Origin of the sequence: Streptacidiphilus neutrinimicus, from assembly GCF_000787815.1 — a bacterium.
GTDB lineage: Bacteria > Actinomycetota > Actinomycetes > Streptomycetales > Streptomycetaceae > Streptacidiphilus > Streptacidiphilus neutrinimicus.
Genome location: NZ_BBPO01000052.1, coordinates 3,045 through 20,048, shown reverse-complemented (window position 1 = coordinate 20,048; position 17,004 = coordinate 3,045). Strand labels below are relative to the sequence as shown.

Below are 17,004 nucleotides of genomic sequence, written 5' to 3'. Positions count from 1 at the left end.
ACCGATTCGTGCCCTGATGGGAGTAATCCCTTAGGGGCAATCAAGCCGGTTCTCGCCAGGTGCGCGGTGTCGCACGACGAGGTGGCCCGACCCGTCCCCACAACGTTGTGGAGTGGGCAGGCTGGGGAGGGCCAACAGGAGACTCTACGCCTGGTCAAGGACTACTCGGTCACACGGTCGACTGCTGAGACGTGCCCCGCGGCGCTCCGTGCTGCGATCCCTACGAGGAGTGAGCGACGCCTACAGCGGGTAAGGGGAAGTTCGATCCGCTGCGCGGAACGCCGTTTGCTGGTGATACTGGGGCAAATGGGAGTGATCCCGGTCACTCCCGACGGCGTGTCGCACCGCGACTCACCGTAGCCAGGGGCTGATCGGAGGCCGGGTACTTGCGCTCCGCGCCCCGCCCGTGTGGACTACCGGCACAGCCCTGGTACCAGAAGACAGGGTCGGATATAGGAGGCAATTCCCGTGAGCGCGACCGCGGACCCCGCGGAGGACAAGACCAGCCAGGCACGTCGGCTGGGCCTTGAGCCCGGACAGGTGGTCCAGGAGCTCGGTTACGACGACGACGTCGACCAGGTCCTGCGTGAGTCCATCGAGGAACTCACCGGCACCGAGCTCGTCGACGAGGACTACGACGACGTCGCCGACGTCGTGCTGCTGTGGTTCCGCGAGGACAGCGAAGACGGAGATCTCACCGACTCCCTCGTCGATGCCCAGGAGTACCTGGTGGAGGGCGGCCTGGTCTGGCTGCTCACGCCGAAGACCGGGCGCGAGGGCCACGTCGAGGCCAGCGACATCGCCGACGCCGCACAGACGGCCGGCCTGTCGCAGACCAGCACGGCGGCGGTGAGCAAGGAGTGGTCGGCGGTCCGTCTGGCCACGCCCAAGGCCGCCAAGGCCGGCAAGCGCTGACGCGCTCGCCGAGCATCCCGAGCTGACGAGCGGGGCCCGGACGGAATCCTCCGTCCGGGCCCCGCTTCGCACGTTCGGCGGCGCTGGGTTGCGCTGGGTTGCGTTGCGTTGGGTTGCGGGCAGGGCGCGAAAGCGCCGAAATGCCGGGCTTGCGGCCTCGGCGGCAGAATGGCGGCATGGCAGAAGATCACCGACCGGTCCTGCACGGGCCGCGCGGCGTCGCCGACGAGCCGCCGGAGAGCCTGCGGGCGCGCGTCCTCGGCGGCTGGGACGCGGTGCTCGAGGCCGCGGCCGGTGGGCCGAGCGCGTCGCCCGCGTCGAGCACGGCCGGCGGGGGCGAGCCAGAGGCCCGGAATCTGCGGCCGCTCGCCGCGCTGGGCTCCTGGCCCGGACGGCCGGTCCTGGGCTCCGTCATGGCCGCGGCACACGGCCTGCCGGCCCCCGAGCGGCGCCCCAAGCCCTTCGACCCTTCGCCCCAGGACGTCAGGGACGCGCTGGCGGAGGCCCGTGAGCGGGTCGTGGCGGCGCTGGACGAGGTCCTGGCCGCGCCGGAGCTCGGCCGCCGCATCGTGGACTCCCCACTCGGCCCGCTGCCGGTGCTGACGCAGATCCACGCCATGGGCCACGAGGCCGCGCAGGCGGTCCTGGACACCTCCGGCTCCGTCCCGCCGTCGCTCGCGGACGCGGGCCTGGCCGCGATGGTCGACGTGGTCGGGGCGCTGGCATGGCGGGCCAGGATCCCGGCCTCGGCGGGCCTCTGGGAGCCCGACGGGGGCCTCGGCTGGGTGTTCGCCGCCGACGCGGACGGCTGGCGCGTGCGGCGCCGCGAAGCGGGGGACGACCTCCCCGGCGTCGAGGGCGCGGCCCGCCACCTCCTGGTCTCCACGGGATCCGTCCCGACGATGCTCGCCCGCGGCGAGATCCGCATGCGCCGCGTCGGCGGCCTTCTCGCGCTGGCCCCGCTCGTCGACCAGGTCCCCAACCTCCCGGGCGGCCCCCTGCTCCGCAAGGCCGTCGGCGCGGTGTCCCTGCTGAGCCGCCTTCCAGGTCTCCGCTGACGTTCACCTGCTGCGCCCCTGGAAAGTGCAACGTCCCGAGGTGGCAGGATGGAGCCGGCACGGCCCACGACAATGAGGGGTATTCGCATGGCTATCGAGGTCGGTTCTCCGGCTCCCGAGTTCTCGCTCAAGAACCAGCACGGCGAGGTCGTCTCGCTCGCGGACTTCCGTGGCGAGAAGAACGTTGTGCTGGTCTTCTACCCGTTCGCCTTCACCGGTGTCTGCACCGGCGAGCTCTGCAGCCTCGAGCGTGAGCTGCCGTCGTTCCAGAACGACGACGTGCAGATCCTGGCCGTCTCCAACGACTCGCCGTTCACGCTGCGCGTCTTCGCCGAGAAGGAGGGCCTGGAGTACCCGCTGCTCTCGGACTTCTGGCCGCACGGCGAGGTCTCGCGCGCCTACGGCGTCTTCGACGAGGAGAAGGGCTGCGCCGTCCGCGGCACCTTCGTCATCGACAAGCAGGGCGTCGTCCGCTGGACCGTCGTCAACGGTCTGCCGGACGCGCGCGACCAGCAGGAGTACCTGAAGGCGCTGCAGGGCATCTGAGCCTGATCCGCCGACTCGGCACAGGGCCCGAGGGAACCCGTTCGTCGGGGCCCCCGGGCCCTGTGCCGATCTGCTGATGCCCCGTTACGATCGAGCCCAGCAACGAGAGATCGGCGCGGCAGAGGGGCAGGAACACGAGCCATGGGCGTCACGCTGGCCAAGGGCGGAAACGTCTCACTCTCCAAGGCGGCACCGCACCTGACGACGGTGCGGATCGGGCTCGGCTGGCAGGCCCGGTCGGCGACGGGCGCGCCCTTCGACCTCGACGCCAGCGCTCTGCTCTGCTCCGGCGGCCGCGTGCTGGGTGACGAGTACTTCATCTTCTACAACCACCTCAAGAGCCCCGAGGGCTCGGTCGAGCACCACGGCGACGACATCCGCGGCGGGGACGGCGCGGAGGACGACGAGGTGATCACCGTCCAGCTCGCCCTGGTGCCCACCCAGGTCGACAAGATCGTCTTTCCGGTGTCCATCTACGACGCCGAGATCCGCAGGCAGAGTTTCGGCCAGGTTCGCGGAGCCTTCATCCGCGTGGTCAACCAGCAGGACGGAACCGAGCTCGCCCGCTATGACCTGTCCGAAGAGGCGTCCGACCAGACCGCGATGATCTTCGGCGAGCTCTACCGCTACGACGGGGAGTGGAAGTTCCGCGCCGTCGGTCAGGGGTACGCGACCGGATTGCGAGGCATCGCCCTAGACTTTGGGGTGAACGTTTCGTAAGAATCCGTCATGAGATGCTGGGGGCATCTCCCGGCCGACCGGCGGCCGGGTGAGCGTCGACCGACGGCGGGAGCGAGAGGGGTGGGCGCGCGGTGATTCTCCGCACCTTCGGATGGTCCTTCGGGGTCACCTTGCTGGGACTGGCCGCGGCCGGATACCTGTGGGGGGCGGACGGCTTCGGTGTCGTCCTGATCCTGGCGATCCTCGAGATCTCGCTCTCCTTCGACAACGCCGTCATCAACGCCACCGTGCTGCGGCGGATGAGCCCGTTCTGGCAGCGGATCTTCCTGACCGTGGGCGTGCTCGTCGCCGTCTTCGGGATGCGGCTGGTCTTCCCGCTGCTGGTGGTCGGCCTCACCGCGCACATCGCGCCGCTCACGGTGCTGCAATTGGCGGTGGACTCCTCGCGGACGTACCACGGCCTCAGCTACGCTGAGCACCTCGACGCCGCCCATCCGGCCATCGCCGCCTTCGGGGCGGCGTTCCTGCTGATGATCTTCCTGGAGTTCCTCTGCGGTGAGAAGGAGCAGCGCTGGTTCGGGCCGCTGGAACGGATGATGGAACGTTTCGGCCGACTCGAACGTCTGCCGGTGATCCTCACGCTCGCGGCCCTGCTGCTCGCCTCCCGCCTCTTCGCCGGCGACCGCGCCGAGACCGTCCTGCTCGCCGGCGTCGCCGGGGTGCTCACCTACCTGCTCGCGACGGGCCTCGCGGACCGCTTCGAGGCCGTCGGCGTCCCCGACGAGGACGACGACGCGGCCCACCCGACCGTGCCCGTCCCGCGTCCGAGGCGCTCGACGCTGCATGTGGCCGGCAAGGCGGCCTTCGTGCTCTTCGTCTACCTGGAGATCCTCGACGCCTCGTTCTCCTTCGACGGCGTCGTCGGGGCGTTCGCGGTCAGCCAGAACATCTTCCAGATCGCCCTCGGGCTCGGGATCGGCGCGTTCTACATCCGCTCGCTCACCGTCCACCTGGTCCGCCGGGGGACGCTGGACGACTACGTCTACCTCGAGCACGGCGCGCACTACGCGATCGGCGCACTGGCCCTCATCCTCATGGCCTCGATCAGGTACACGATCCCGGAGGTCGTCACCGGCCTGATCGGCGTCGCCTTCATCGCGCTGGCGCTGTACGGCTCGGTGCTGCGCAACCGCCGTGCGGACGCCCCGGCCGACGCCGAGGACGCCGGGCAGGACGACGACGGGCGGGGCGACGACGGGCAGGACGGCGAGGACGGCGGCATCGGCGGAAACCCCGTTGCCTCCCGATCGATCGGGCTCTAACGTTCCCGGGTGGACTTCACCGCTGACGACTCGGTCGCGCTCTACGACGAGATGTACCGGTGGGACGGCGCGGCCAACGCGACGGACCGCTTCTACGACCAGCTGGTCATGGCGGTCGACTCCGTCCTGGACGTCGGCTGCGGCACGGGCATGATGCTCCATCAGGCCCGCGCGCACGGCCACACCGGCCGACTCGTCGGTCTCGACCCCGACGCCGCCTCCCTGCGGCGCGCCCGTCGGCGTACGGACATCGAGTGGATCGAGGGCGGCGCGTCGGAAGCCTCGCGCTGGCACGGCGAGTTCGACCTCGTCACCATGGCGAGCAACGCCTTCCAGTGCCTGGTCACCGACGAGGAACTGCGCGCCTCCCTCGCCGCGCTCCACGGCGCGCTCCGCCCCGGCGGGCGGTTCGCCTTCGAGACCCGCAACCCCGCAGCGCGGGCGTGGGAGAGCTGGAACCCGTCGGTGGTACACACGATCGCGGGCAACGGCTGGGACCTGCGCCAGTGGCACGAGGTGCGCTCCGTGACCGGGGACCTGGTCACCTTCAGCGAGACCACCGCGACCCCGGACGGCACGGTCCTCTCCGTCGACAGCACGACGCTCCGCTTCCTGGACCAGGCCCGGCTGGACGCCTTCCTGACGGAGGCGGGCTTCACCGTCGAGCGCCGCGAGGGGGACTGGGAGGGCGGGCCGGTGACGGACAGCAGCCGCAGCCTGGTCACCGTCGCCCGCGCCTGACCGCACCTGATCGCGCGCCTCATCGCGTCTCATCGAGCCTCATCGCGTCTGGGCGTGCCGGGCCGCAGTCGGGACCGTCTGCGGCGTCGGCGGCGGTGAGGGGCGCCTCAGGGGCGGCGGTGGCCCGCGGTGAAGCGCGCGGCGAGGATCTGCTCCAGGGCCTCCCGGGTCGCGACCGCGATCGCGCCCGTCAGGACCGCGGCCTCGCCCAGGGCGGAGACCTCCAGCCGCGGCGGGTAGGGGACCTGGGAGGCGAGGCGGTCCGCGACGCGGTCGAGCAGCAGGTCCTCGTTGAGGCCGATGCCGCCGCCCAGGACGGCGAGTTCGACGTCGACCACCGCCGCCACCGGGGCGAGGTAACCGGCGATGCGGCGGGCCTCCTCGTCGACCGCGGTGAGCGCGGCCGGGTCCCCCTCGCGTGCCAACGCGAACAGCTCCTCCGTGGAGGCGGGCGCCGAGCCGGAAGGGAAGAGCGTGGCGGCGCACCGCAGCAGAGCCTCCGCGCAGGGGTCCTTCCGGTCGATCTCGTCCTCGCCGAAGACGTTGTCCAACTCACCGGCGGCGCCCGCGAAACCGCGGTGCAGCTCGCCGCGCAGGACCAGACCGGCGCCCACGCCCGTGCCGACCGAGAGGAAGCAGAAGCTCGCCGCGTCCCGACCCCGTCCGGCCCGCTGCTCGCCGAGGGCGGCCAGGTGGATGTCGTTCTCGAGCGTGACCGGGCAGCCGAGCGCCGCGCCGAACTGCTCGTAGGCGGGGAAGCCGTCCAGGGCGGGGATGTTGAGCGCCTGCCAGATGCGGCCGTCGCGCAGGTCCACCACGCCGGGCACGCCGATCGCGGCGTGCTGGATCCGGTCGGCCGGGAGGCTCGCGCCCTCGCACAGCCCCTGGGCGAGCGCGGCCGCCGCCTCGACGATGCGCGGCGCGTCGAGGCCCGCGACGTCGACGTCCTCGCGGGCGATCTGGCGGCCCTCCAGGTCGGCGACCGCGCCGCGCAGGCGGCGCGCGCCGACATCGAGCGCCAGCACGTGCGCCGCCTCCGGGCGCGGGGCGAAGAAGAGCGCGCCGTAGGTCGGGCCGTGGTTCTGCGCGTCGCGGTCCGTCTCGGTGACCAGGCCCAGGTCCAGCAGGTCCTGGAGCAGCGCGGACACGGTGGGCTTGGAGATGCCCGTCTGCCGGGCCACCTCGGCACGCGAGATGGGCGCCTGCGCGCGGATCATGTCGAAGACCGTGCGGAGATTGATCTCCCGCAGCGTGGCGGAGGTCGCCGGCCTGGACGGTCCGGACGGCACGGCGGGCCCCGAGGGGCCGGACGGGGTGGCGAGCATGGTCAACACTGTACGGTCTGGCCAGGCACGATGGCCGGGGAGCCCAGGACCTGCACAGATACGCCAAAGCCGGGTCCGGGGCGAACCGGGCGCAATCGTCCCAGTCCGACCGCGGACCCGGCTTCGGGTCCCGTCGGGGTGGCCTCGGACGCCGTGGGACGACGTCCGATGCCGGGGGCAGCGGCTCAGCCGAACTGCTGCTCCAGGTCCTTCAGCTTGCGGTCCAGGGAGTCGAGCCGCGACATGGTCGAGTCCTCGTCCTCCGTACCGCCGGCCGCCTGCGCGGCGCCGGTCAGCGCGCTGGCGTTGCGGCGGCGCGGCAGCACGCCGCGCGGCGCGGCCGGCTCCAGCGCGGAGGCGCCGGAGCCCTCGGCCGTGGCCGAGGCGTCCAGCGCGGTCAGCTCCTTGACCGGCGCGGAGCGCGCGATCGCCTTCAGCTCCGCGCGCTCGCGCCGCTCCGCGCTGCGCTGGGCGGCGGCTGCGGCCTCCCGCTGGCGCTTGTCCTCGCGGACCTCGTCGACCGCCTCGTCCAGGCTGCGCACGTTCTCCAGCAGCATCAGCGACCAGGCCTTGTAGGTCTCGACAGGCGCGCGCAGCCAGCGGACCATGCGGATCTGCGGCAGCGGACGCGGGACCAGGCCCTGCTCGCGCAGCGCGGCGCGGCGGGTCTGCTTCAGTGCGCGGTCGAAGAGGACGGCGGCGGAGAGGGACATGCCGGCGAAGAACTGCGGGGCGCCGTTGTGGTCGCCGCCGCGCGGGGCGTGCACGAAGTTGAACCAGGCCGAGGCGCCGGCGAAGAGCCACACCAGCAGGCGCGAGCCGGTCGCGGCGTCGCCGTGGCTGGCCTCGCGCACGGCGAGGACGGAGCAGAACATGGCCGCGCCGTCGAGGCCGAACGGCACCAGGTACTCCCAACCGCCGCTCAGGCCCAGGTTCTGACGGCCGAAGCCGACCAGGCCGTGGAAGGAGAGCGCTGCGGCCACGGCGGCGCAGACGAACAGCAGCACGTAGGAGGCGGCCCCGTAGATGGCCTCCTTACGACGCCGTCGCTCCTCGCTGCGCTCCCAGGAGTCCTCGGTGGCGGCGTGCTTGGGCTTCTTGGTGCGCAGCAGGCTCATGACGACGAGGACGACGAGCGCTAGCGCGCACCCGACGACCAGCCAGACCAGTTGTATGGAGGAGAGGTTCATACGGGGACGCCTCGGCTTGGGTGTGTGGCAGGAGACTCCGTATCGTACGCGTGAGCAAGGTGTGTTATCGACCGGGTCTTGTCAAGGCCCGTCAGTTACCCGCAGGCTTGCCACCACTGCCTCGCATGCGGCCCGGCGCTGTGGGTATACCCGCAGGTGAACCGGGTTGATTGAGGGGGCGGTTGGAATGGCCGGGCTGCTGGACCTGCTGCGCAGGGCCGATCGTGGTCTGGATGTCGGCATCGAGCGAATCACGTTGGACCGCAAGCGCCGCACCTACTCGCTGACCGAACAAGGCGCGCTTTCCGGGACGATGCAGGTCAATCTGCACTGGACGGCCCGCGAGTTCGAGGCGCCCCGCAAGAGCGCCCGCGAGCAGATTCGGGCTCTGCTGAACCCGAACCCGTTCCGACCGGTGACGCTCGGTCAGTCCGGGGCCGAACCGCTGGCCGTCGACCTCGACCTGGGCTGCCTGTACGAGATGACGGACGGCAGCAAGGGCGTGATCCAGCCCCTCGGCCCCTATATGGGCGACCTGCAGCACGCGCCGTACATCCGGCTCACCGGCGACGACCGCTCGGGCGCGCCGACCGGCGAGATGATGTACATCGACATGGACAAGCGCGAGCAGTTCAAGCGGCTGCTCATCTTCGTCTACATCTACGACGACACCCCGGCGTTCGACCGCGCCCACGCGGTGGTGACGCTCTTCCCGACCTCCGGCCCGCGCATCGAGGTGCGTCTGGACGAGCGGGAGAGGCAGGCGCGCTCGTGCGCGGTGATGCTGATGGAGAACAAGGGCGGCGGGGAGTTCCTGATCACCCGTGAGGTCCGCTACGTCTACGGCTTCCAGGCGGAGCTGGACCGGCTCTACGGGTGGGGCCTCCAGTGGCAGCGCGGCTTCAAGCCGGCGGGCGCCTGACCGTCACGCTCAGGCCGGCGGGCACCTGACCGTCACGCTCAGGCCGGCGGGCACCTGACCGTCACGCTCAGGTCGGCGGGCGCCTGACCGTCACGCTCAAGCCAGCGGCCGCCTGACCGTCACGCGCGCAGGAACTGGGGCCCCTGCGGCGGGAGCCGGAACCCGTCCGGCTCCGGCAGCAACTGCTCCACCTGCGGCGCCGGACTGACGGGGCCGCCCGCGGAGACCGGCCCGGTCGGCGCGCTCAGCGCAGTCGGCCCGGTCGGCCCGGTCTGCGGGAGCAGCGGCTGCACGGGGGCCTCCTCCTCGTCCTCCTCGACGGTGACGCCGAAGTCCTGCGCCAGGCCGCCCAGCCCCGACGGGTAGCCGTGGCCGATGGCGCGGAACTTCCAGACGCCCGAGCGCCGGTAGAGCTCACCGCAGAGCAGCGCGGCGCATCCGCGCACGTCGAACAGGTCGAACCGGGTCAGCGCGGCGGCGCCCGGGCCGCCGGCGATGTCGAAGAGCAGCAGCTGCAGGCCGCCGACGGCGGCGAAGTCCTGGCCGTCGCCGACGCTCGCGCCCAGCACGACGCGGTCCACCCAGCCGGGCAGCCGGTCCAGGTCCACGTCGAGGGTGTCGCTCGCCTCGCCCGGCCGCCGCGCCTTGGCCCGGTGCCGGACCAGCCCGCTGGGGTGGCGGGGCTGGTTGTAGAAGACGAAGTCGGCGTCCTCGCGAACGCGGCCCTGAGCGGTCAGCAGCAGGGCCGACACGTCCACGTCCGGGGTGCCGGGCAGCAACTGCCAGCGCAGCACCACCCGGACCGCCGCCACGTCGGCAGGAAGCTGCGCGTTGGAGCCCTTGGGCATGACCTCGGTCATGCCCGACATCCTGCCGTACCCGCGCGTGGCGGCGGAACCGGACGTGGCCTCCCGGGCGGTCCGACGGCAGTGGGTCGGCAGTCGGACGGCAGTCGGTCGGCAGTCGGACGTCGGCCTTCGGGCGGTCCGTCAGCCGGTGGGTCGCGCCGTCAGCCGTGCGGCAGGGCGCGTGGGGGCAGGGGATTGGCCTTGGCGGCCTCGGGATGCCTGTTGCGCCAGTAGGGGTTGTCCGGTGGCAGGTGCAGCGTCACCCGCCCGTACATGCCGAAGAGCAGCAGGGCCAGGCCGACCGCGAAGCTGAAGATTACGTTCCGCATGCGGAAGTTGAGGATGTTGTCCGGACCCGCGATCAGCCCCAGGTTCACCCAGCCGCTGATCAGGAAGAGGATGCCGACGCAGATGTTGAGCGTCGAGGCGAAGTTCCCGCCGACCGCCGCTCCACCCACCAGCAGGGCGCCGAACAGCACCGACACCAGACTCAGGGCACCGTTGCTGGTCATCCCCGCGACGTGGTCGCCGGTCGTGGAGAAGAACCCGACGTTGTTGGTGAAACCGAGGATGCCGAAGACGATCAGGAACAGGCCGATGGCCCCGGCGCTGTACCGGTAGACCTGGCCCAACCGGTGGTCGACCGGCAGGTGATCCTGGAGTTTCATGGCCGCCTCCCTGGGGCGCGCGTGGGCGGTGACGGCATTCCGGCTTCCATCGTCCGACCCGCCCCCACCCCGTGCAACATCCGGGGAGGCGCCGCGGGGCACCCGGGGAGACGCGTGCGAAAGCCCGTCCGTCAGCCCGTTCCGCCCCGCGGTCACCCGCGTTCAGCCGCAGCAACCGCCGCCGCAGCAACCGCCGCCACCGCCACCGGCCTGCGGCGCGCCGCCGCCGGCCCCCGCGGTGCCGGTGACCGCGACCATCGACATCAGCTTCACGACGTCCTCGTGCCCGGTCGGGCACACCGTCGGCGCATTGGCCTGCGACATCGGCCGGTTCAGCTCGAACGTGGCGCCGCAGGTGCGGCAGCGGTAGTCATAACGAGGCATGCCGCACATCCTCTCACCCGGCCCGCACCACCGGTACCGCGCCGGGCCGACCGCGGTGCCGCTCCCACTCGTGCGCCAGGATCGCCATGTCGTGGTCGTCGATCCAGGCGCCGCCCAACCGCAGCACCTCCCGCCGGGTGCCCTCGTGGACGAAGCCGACCTTCTCGTAGGCGCGCCGCCCGCGCGGGTTGTGGCCGTAGACGGTGAGCGAGACGCGGTGCAGCCCGAGCCGCTCGAAGCCGTATCCGACGATCAGGCGGGTGGCCTCGCTGCCCAGCCCGCGGTCCCGCCCGGCCGTTCCCAGCAGGATGCGGAAGTTGCAGCTCTGGTTCTCCGGCTGCCACTCGTTGAGCACCGCCTCGCCGACGCAGCGTCCGGTGGCCCGGTCGACCACGGCCAGATCCAGCCGGTCCGGCTGCGCGGCGCGGGTGGTGTACCAGTCGAGCATCCGCCGTTCCTGCTCCTCGTCCCACGCCGGACGCTCCGCGTGAGCGCTGCCGTCGGTGTAGCGGAGCACCTCGGGGTCTGTGAGGAAGTCCCGGATCACCTCGACGTCCTCCTCGACCCGGAACGGGCGGAGGACCACCAGCTCCCCGGTGAGCGTGGGCTTGCGCCGGAAGTCGGCGCGGTGGCGGTCGGGGGTTTCTGTCGGATTGCCGGTGCGCTCGTGTTCGCTCATGCCGGTGATTGTGCGTGTCCGGGGGGCGAGGGGGTACCCGATTTCGCGGGTACTCGGTTCGCGCAGGTGAAGCCCCTGGTTGGCGGGGCCGACTACCTCCGGACAGCGGTACTGGGCCGCGCGCCGCAGCGGGCAGGATGAGCTCCGATCACTCGCCGTCAGCGAGCGATGGAGCGATGGGGTGTCCCGACCGTGGGGGGACGGCCGGGACACCCTTCGCTTCTTTTCGCCGACTCAGGCGGTCATCCGCAGCGCAGTCATCCGAGTCTGGGGCAGTGGCCTTCCGACTTTCCGACTTTCCGGCTTTCCGGCTCAGGCGGCTCGGCCGTGCCGGATGCCCTGCCGCCGCGGGGTGTCGAGGCGCACGGCGAGCGCGCGGCTCAGCTCCTCCCAGCTCGCCTCGAACTTCGCGACCCCCTCCTCCTCGAGGACCCGCACCACGTCGTCGTACGCGACGCCGACGTCGGGGAGGTCGCGCAGGACCTTGTGGGCCTCCTCGTAGCCCTGGCGCAGGTCCGAGACCGGGACGCTGCCGTGGTCGTCGACCGCTTCGAGGGTCGCCTCCGGCATGGTGTTGACCACGTCCGGGGCGACCAGGCCGGTGACGTAGCGGGTGTCTTCGTAGCGCGGGTCCTTGACGCCGGTCGAGGCCCACAGGAGTCGCTGCGGGCGGGCGCCGTCGTCCTTCAGCGACTGCCAGCGGTCGGTCGCGAACGCGCGTGCGTAGTGCTCGTACGCGATCCGGGCGTTGGCTATCCCCGCCCGGCCACGAAGCGCCTCCGCCCGCTCGCCGCCGATCCGGTCGAGACGGCGGTCGACCTCGGTGTCCACGCGGGAGACGAAGAACGAGGCGACCGAGGAGATCCTGCTCAGGTCGTGGCCGGCCTCGCGGGCCGCCTCCATCCCGGACAGGAACGCCTCGACGACCTGGTCGTAGCGGTCGAGCGAGAACAGCAGGGTCACGTTCACGCTGATGCCCTCCGCGAGGCAGGCGCTGATCGCCTCCAGACCCGCCGTGGCGGCCGGGATCTTCACGAACAGGTTCGGCCGGTCCACCAGCCACCACAGCGCCCGCGCCTCCGCGAGCGTGCGGTCCGTGTCGTGGGCCAGGCGCGGATCGACCTCGATCGACACCCGGCCGTCCCGTCCGCCGGTCTCCGAGTGCACCTTGTGGAGCACGTCGCAGGCCCAGCGCACGTCGAAGGCGGTGATCTCGCGCAGCGCCTCGTCCACGGTCGCGCCGCGCAGCGCCAGATCGGCGATCTGCGCATCGTAGAGGTCGCTGCCCTGGATCGACTTCGCGAAGATCGTCGGGTTGGTGGTCACCCCGACCACGTGCCGGTCGCGTACGAGCGCGGCCAGGCTGCCGTCGCTGAGACGCGCGCGGCTCAGATCGTCCAGCCACACCGACACTCCGGCCTGGGTGAGCTGGTCGAGCCCGTTGTGGTGCATGCGCTGCTCCATCCTCTTCTCGCTCTTCTCGCTCTTCTCGCTTGGCTTCGCGCCTTTTCGCTTCTGGGTTCCTGGTCGCCGCGGCCGGTCGCGGGCACGCCGCAGCGTCCGCGAAGGCGGGCGGCGGCCCGCTCACCGGCCAACCGGGGTCACCGCGACGCCGCGCGCCGGCGCGGCACCGGTCGCCGCGACCTCGTACCCCACCACCCGCGCCGCTGCGTGTACGGCCCCTTGCAGGCGGCACAGCTCCGAGCCGACCTCGTCGACGGCGTCGCACACGGGTGTGGAGATCTCGATCTGGGCCTTCAGCTGCTCCGGCCCGACCTCCGCCTCGTCGGTCAGCCCCGGCAGCGCGCTCGTCGGCCACCCCCGCAGCGCGGCGGCGACGGCCCGCACGCACGGACGCTCCGCCGTCGGCAGACCGGTCAGGGAGTCGAGCAGCAGGTACTCCGCCTCGACACCGATACCGATGGTGACCATATGCGCCGTCTACCCAGGGCGACTCCCTGAAACCGGTGGTGGCCGACGGGAACCCGGCGGCCCTCCGGGGCTGGCCGGAAAGTTCAAGCCGGGTGCGTGCGACACACCCTGCGACCCGCTAGCAGACCCGCTCTGCGAGCCGGGCTGCGCCATGCCTGGCGACCGGTTCGGCCGGGCCCTGGCCGGTTTGACCGAGCCCCGGGCGGTTATGTGCGGACAGGGGAGCCGACCGGAGAGCGGTGGGAGGCGATCATGACCACTCGGCCAGGAGGCCGGAACGAGAGTGTCGAGGAGTCGGCAGACCGCCGCTGGACCGACCTCGTCCAGGAGGTCCGGATCGCCCAGACCGGCGCCCAGATCATGTTCGGGTTCCTGCTCTCCGTCGCCTTCACGGACCGCTTCGCCCGGATGCACGGCTTCGACCGCGCCCTCTACGACACGATTGTCATCCTCGGCGCGGTGGCCACCGGCACCCTGATCGCCCCCGTCACCTACCACCGCATCCTCGCCGGGCAGCACGTCAAACCCCGGATGGTGCGCGCCGTCAGCCGCCTGGTGGGCCTGGGAGTGACCCTGCTCGCCCTGGCCATCGGCTGCGCACTGCTCCTGCTCATGCGGGTGGCGGGACTGGGCTGGGGCGCCTGGCTCGTCGCCGGTCTGGTGCTGCTGTGGTTCGCCTCGTGCTGGGTGGCCCTGCCGCTCCTCGTGCGACGTCACCGCTACACCCGCACGGACGCGCGGCCGGATGCGCGGTCGGACGCCGGCTCGGGGCCCGCGCCGTCCGAGGACGGGCAGCCCGGCCCGTCCCAGGCCCAGGCCCGGGCGGGCAGGGTCGGCCGCATCCGCTAAGCCGGCGGTATGTGTACGGGTTTGCGCTGGTGTAAAGCGGTGGCCCGCGGGAAGCCCACTTGTTGCCGCTTCGACTTCGCCCGGAACCAGAGGGAATCCGCCAGCGGGAATCGGAGGCCGTGCCCGTGTCGCCCACCGTCGTCCCCCGTGCGCACCACGCGCATCACGCACACCCTGTACGGGCGTGGCGGCTGCGCATGGCCGACCGCCGCTCGCGCGCGGCGGCCCTCCGTTGGCGGCACACCGGCGAGGAACCCCGTTGGGCGCGCAGCGACCTTCCCGCGCGCCGTCTCCTCGCCAGGGTCTTCGCCGTCCTCTTCGTCGCCGGCGCGGCCCTCTTCAGCTTCCTGGCGGTGGTGAACCCTGCCGCTGACGTCGGGTTCGACGTCGCCACGGCCGTCGTCTGCGCGGTGTTCGCCGTCGTGGCGGTCGTGGATCTGTTCGTCATCCGGCGCAGGATGAGCGAACAGCGCCGCTGGGGGCGCGAACCGTGACAGCCTGCGTTGCCTGTGCCCCTTGTGCCCCTTGTGCCCCTTGTGCCGCCTGCGTTGCGTGTGCGGGCGTTGCGTGTGCGGCCTGCGTCAGGCCGCCCGCGCCGCACGGCGGCGGCGCAGCAGGTGGGCGCGTTCCTCCTCGGTGAGGCCGCCCCACACCCCGTACGGCTCCCGGACGGCCAGCGCGTACACCCGGCACGGTTCGAGGACCGGGCAGGTGGCGCACACCTGCTTCGCCGCCCGCTCCCGCGCCCGGGACCCCTCGCCGCGTTCCCCACTCGGATGGAAGAACAGCCGTGGATCGAAGCGGGCGCACGCCGCCCGCTCCTGCCACGACCACGCCCAGCTCGTGGAGCCCGGAAGTTTCGGTTTCGGGTGTCCCATCGACGCCATCCCTCCCTCCGTGGCGGCCGTCCGGGGGTCCGGGGTACGACCGGTCCGGCCCCCTTCGGCACCGCTGCCAGAAATCGGACGTTGGCGCGTCTAACCGGGGGACCGCGACCGCAAACCGTCGCGTCGTAGGGGCTTAGGGATACGGCTCAGTCCGGCGTCTCCTCCGGGTTCGGCGTGCCGGGCTCGGGAGTCGAGGGCGGCGACGGATCGGACTGGCCAGGGGGTTGGTCGGGCAACGGGGCGTCCGGCGCGCCGGGCGGCCTGGGCGGGTCCGGCGTCGTGGGCTGCTTCGGGACCGACGGTGGACCGGGCTTGGTCGGCCGCGGCGGCAGCGGCGCTTCGTCGGGGCCTGCGGAAGTGGCGACGGAGGTCATGCCGTGCTCCCTTCTCGAGCTTGCGCGTTCTTAGGTGAGTCGTTGGCAACGTCGCCCGTCACAGTGCGCAGGGGGCCGGGCGATCAAAGCCGCGCCTGCCCGCATCTGTGTCCGACACACATGGGGCGTGTTCCTGCGGGGTGGGGTGTGGGTGGTGTGGCGGACGCGTGAACCATGGCGCGCTGCGTCGGATCCGGTCGCTCGAGTGGGCACGATGGTGCTCGGAGGCCCGCGCACCGGAGACCGCGCGGGTCGGCCCGGGCCCCGCCAGTTCGACTCGCCTCTTCTCGGCGGGGCCCGACTCCCCACGTCCCTTCTTCTTTCGTCCCTTCTTCTTTCGTCGCTGCTGCCGTCGCACCGTCCACCACGCCTCCGGGCGGGTCGTCAGTGGGATCACCAGCGGGATCGCATCGCCTGGTGGGGGCATACGTAAGAGATGTCCGGCATCCCGAGAGCGCTGAGTCGAGCCCGTCGTGACCCCGTCGTCGTCCAGACGCTGCGGGCCACCGTCGCGGCGACGCTCTCCTACGCGGTCGCGGAGCGGCTGAGCAACCAACCGGCCCCGCTCACCGCCCCGCTCACCACGCTCCTCGTCGTCCAGGTGACCCTCTACTCGACGCTGACGACGAGTGTCCGGCGCGTCGTCTCCGTGGTCGCCGGAGTGGTGCTGGCCATCGGGTTCAGCTCCGTGGTGGGGCTCTCCTGGTGGAGCCTCGGGCTGATCATCCTGGCCGCGCTGACGTTGGGACAGTTCATCCGGGTGGGTGAGTTCGTCCAGGAAGTCGCGATCAGCGCGATGCTGGTGCTCGGGGTCACCCAGCTCACCTCCCAGGCCTGGGATCGCGTGCTGGAGACCCTGATCGGCGCCGGCGTCGGGCTGGCCTTCAACCTGTTCCTCGCGCCGCCCGTCTGGGTGGAGAGCGCGGGGGAGTCGATCGAGGACCTCGCCCGGCGGGTCCGTCAGCTGCTACTGCGGCTGGGGGAGGAGCTCGACCGTCCCATCCCCGTGGCGCAGGCGGCGGAGCGGCTGCACGAGGCGCGGCGCCTTGACCAGTACATCGCCGAGGTCGACGGCGCCCTCCGCCAGGCGGAGGACAGCCTCCGCCTCAACCCGCGCGCCAGCGAGCCGCTGCTGTCCCGCGTCGTGCTGCGCACCGGGCTGGACACCCTGGAGATCTGCGTCGTGGTCGTGCGGGTCCTCGCCCGCTCGCTCACGGACCTCGCCAAACGGCGCAGCTCCGACGAACCCCTCTTCGACGCGGAGATCGCCGCGGGGCTGCGCGACGTGCTGGGACACCTCGGAGGCGCGCTCGTCAGCTTCGGCGTCCTGGTCACCACGCAGGTCAGCCGCGACGCCGAGGGCGCGGAGGAGCGCCTCGCCGCCGAACTTCACGCCGCGTGGGCGAGCCGCGACCACGTGGCCGCGCTCCTGCTGCGCCAGATCCAGGACCACCCGCTCGCCTGGCAGCTCCACGGCGCGCTCCTGGCCGAGATCGACCGCATCCTCGACGAGCTCGACCTCGAACACCGCACCAGCCGCCTGATGGAGGAACTCGACCGCGGCAGCACCCTGCGGCACCGCGGCGCGACCGCCCCGCCCGCCTCCGCCGCCTCGCCCGCGGCGAGCCCTCCGCCCCCGCCGCTGACCGTCGGCACCGGCCGCGGCCCGGCACCGCCCCGTAC

The 17,004-nt window shown here is 72.1% G+C and carries 19 protein-coding genes; 10 read left to right on the top strand and 9 right to left on the bottom strand.

Annotated elements, in window-relative coordinates:
• The first annotated feature begins 468 nt into the window (after window positions 1-468).
• From TR48_RS27450 to TR48_RS27425, 6 genes are all read left to right on the top strand, one after another.
• Window positions 469-915: a DUF3052 domain-containing protein gene (locus TR48_RS27450; protein ID WP_042372181.1), complete on the top strand. Its 447-nt coding sequence runs from the start codon at window positions 469-471 to the stop codon at window positions 913-915.
• A gap of 176 nt (window positions 916-1,091) precedes the next feature.
• Entirely contained in the window at window positions 1,092-1,973 is an 882-nt protein-coding gene (locus TR48_RS27445) for a DinB family protein (protein WP_042372180.1), read from the top strand.
• Window positions 1,974-2,060: 87 nt separating this feature from the next.
• Window positions 2,061-2,519, top strand: coding sequence for a peroxiredoxin (locus TR48_RS27440; RefSeq protein WP_042372178.1), 459 nt, complete (start codon window positions 2,061-2,063; stop codon window positions 2,517-2,519).
• Between the two features lie 141 nt (window positions 2,520-2,660).
• Window positions 2,661-3,239, top strand: a complete 579-nt coding sequence (locus TR48_RS27435; RefSeq protein WP_042372175.1) for a TerD family protein — start codon at window positions 2,661-2,663, stop codon at window positions 3,237-3,239.
• A gap of 92 nt (window positions 3,240-3,331) precedes the next feature.
• Window positions 3,332-4,522, top strand: coding sequence for a DUF475 domain-containing protein (locus TR48_RS27430; RefSeq protein WP_042372174.1), 1,191 nt, complete (start codon window positions 3,332-3,334; stop codon window positions 4,520-4,522).
• 9 nt (window positions 4,523-4,531) lie between these two features.
• Window positions 4,532-5,263 carry a class I SAM-dependent methyltransferase gene (locus tag TR48_RS27425; protein WP_236652358.1) on the top strand — a complete coding sequence of 244 codons (732 nt, stop codon included), beginning with the start codon at window positions 4,532-4,534 and terminating at the stop codon, window positions 5,261-5,263.
• A gap of 107 nt (window positions 5,264-5,370) precedes the next feature.
• Here the strand turns inward: TR48_RS27425 and TR48_RS27420 are convergent, their stop codons facing one another.
• Both TR48_RS27420 and TR48_RS27415 read right to left on the bottom strand, forming a co-directional pair.
• Entirely contained in the window at window positions 5,371-6,588 is a 1,218-nt protein-coding gene (locus tag TR48_RS27420; RefSeq protein WP_052443100.1) for an ROK family protein, read from the bottom strand.
• A 185-nt stretch (window positions 6,589-6,773) separates the two neighbouring features.
• The gene (locus tag TR48_RS27415; RefSeq protein ID WP_042372171.1) at window positions 6,774-7,778 is read right to left on the bottom strand and encodes a DUF2637 domain-containing protein; all 1,005 of its coding nucleotides are present in this window, start codon (window positions 7,776-7,778) and stop codon (window positions 6,774-6,776) included.
• 187 nt (window positions 7,779-7,965) lie between these two features.
• On the opposite strand from TR48_RS27415, the gene TR48_RS27410 reads away from it, so the two are divergent.
• On the top strand, window positions 7,966-8,700 hold the full coding sequence (locus TR48_RS27410) for a Tellurium resistance (RefSeq protein ID WP_052443098.1): 735 nt from the start codon (window positions 7,966-7,968) through the stop codon (window positions 8,698-8,700).
• 119 nt (window positions 8,701-8,819) lie between these two features.
• Here TR48_RS27410 and TR48_RS27405 read toward each other — a convergent pair whose 3' ends face one another.
• The 6 genes from TR48_RS27405 to TR48_RS27380 all read right to left on the bottom strand — a co-directional run bounded on the left by TR48_RS27405 (window position 8,820) and on the right by TR48_RS27380 (window position 13,211).
• The gene (locus tag TR48_RS27405) at window positions 8,820-9,560 is read right to left on the bottom strand and encodes a TerD family protein (RefSeq protein ID WP_042372170.1); all 741 of its coding nucleotides are present in this window, start codon (window positions 9,558-9,560) and stop codon (window positions 8,820-8,822) included.
• Window positions 9,561-9,709: 149 nt separating this feature from the next.
• Window positions 9,710-10,216, bottom strand: a complete 507-nt coding sequence (locus TR48_RS27400; protein WP_042372168.1) for a DUF4383 domain-containing protein — start codon at window positions 10,214-10,216, stop codon at window positions 9,710-9,712.
• Window positions 10,217-10,378: 162 nt separating this feature from the next.
• Window positions 10,379-10,600, bottom strand: coding sequence for an FmdB family zinc ribbon protein (locus TR48_RS27395; protein WP_042372166.1), 222 nt, complete (start codon window positions 10,598-10,600; stop codon window positions 10,379-10,381).
• A gap of 13 nt (window positions 10,601-10,613) precedes the next feature.
• Window positions 10,614-11,279: a GNAT family N-acetyltransferase gene (locus tag TR48_RS27390; protein ID WP_042372164.1), complete on the bottom strand. Its 666-nt coding sequence runs from the start codon at window positions 11,277-11,279 to the stop codon at window positions 10,614-10,616.
• A gap of 312 nt (window positions 11,280-11,591) precedes the next feature.
• Entirely contained in the window at window positions 11,592-12,731 is a 1,140-nt protein-coding gene (gene tal, locus TR48_RS27385) for a transaldolase (protein WP_042372163.1), read from the bottom strand.
• Window positions 12,732-12,863: 132 nt separating this feature from the next.
• Window positions 12,864-13,211, bottom strand: coding sequence for a glutamate-cysteine ligase family protein (locus tag TR48_RS27380; protein WP_042372161.1), 348 nt, complete (start codon window positions 13,209-13,211; stop codon window positions 12,864-12,866).
• Between the two features lie 252 nt (window positions 13,212-13,463).
• On the opposite strand from TR48_RS27380, the gene TR48_RS27375 reads away from it, so the two are divergent.
• Together TR48_RS27375 and TR48_RS27370 are read left to right on the top strand one after the other, a co-directional pair.
• Window positions 13,464-14,060: a DUF6328 family protein gene (locus TR48_RS27375; protein WP_063771076.1), complete on the top strand. Its 597-nt coding sequence runs from the start codon at window positions 13,464-13,466 to the stop codon at window positions 14,058-14,060.
• Between the two features lie 197 nt (window positions 14,061-14,257).
• A complete protein-coding gene (locus tag TR48_RS27370; RefSeq protein WP_042372160.1) occupies window positions 14,258-14,554 on the top strand; it encodes a DUF6343 family protein in 297 nt (98 codons plus the stop codon).
• Between the two features lie 87 nt (window positions 14,555-14,641).
• Here TR48_RS27370 and TR48_RS27365 read toward each other — a convergent pair whose 3' ends face one another.
• Window positions 14,642-14,938 (bottom strand): WhiB family transcriptional regulator, encoded by a 297-nt coding sequence (locus tag TR48_RS27365; RefSeq protein WP_152628213.1) that lies wholly within the window; start codon window positions 14,936-14,938, stop codon window positions 14,642-14,644.
• Between the two features lie 819 nt (window positions 14,939-15,757).
• On the opposite strand from TR48_RS27365, the gene TR48_RS27360 reads away from it, so the two are divergent.
• The coding region (locus TR48_RS27360) for an FUSC family protein (RefSeq protein WP_084729809.1) at window positions 15,758-17,004 on the top strand (1,247 nt) is incomplete at its 3' end.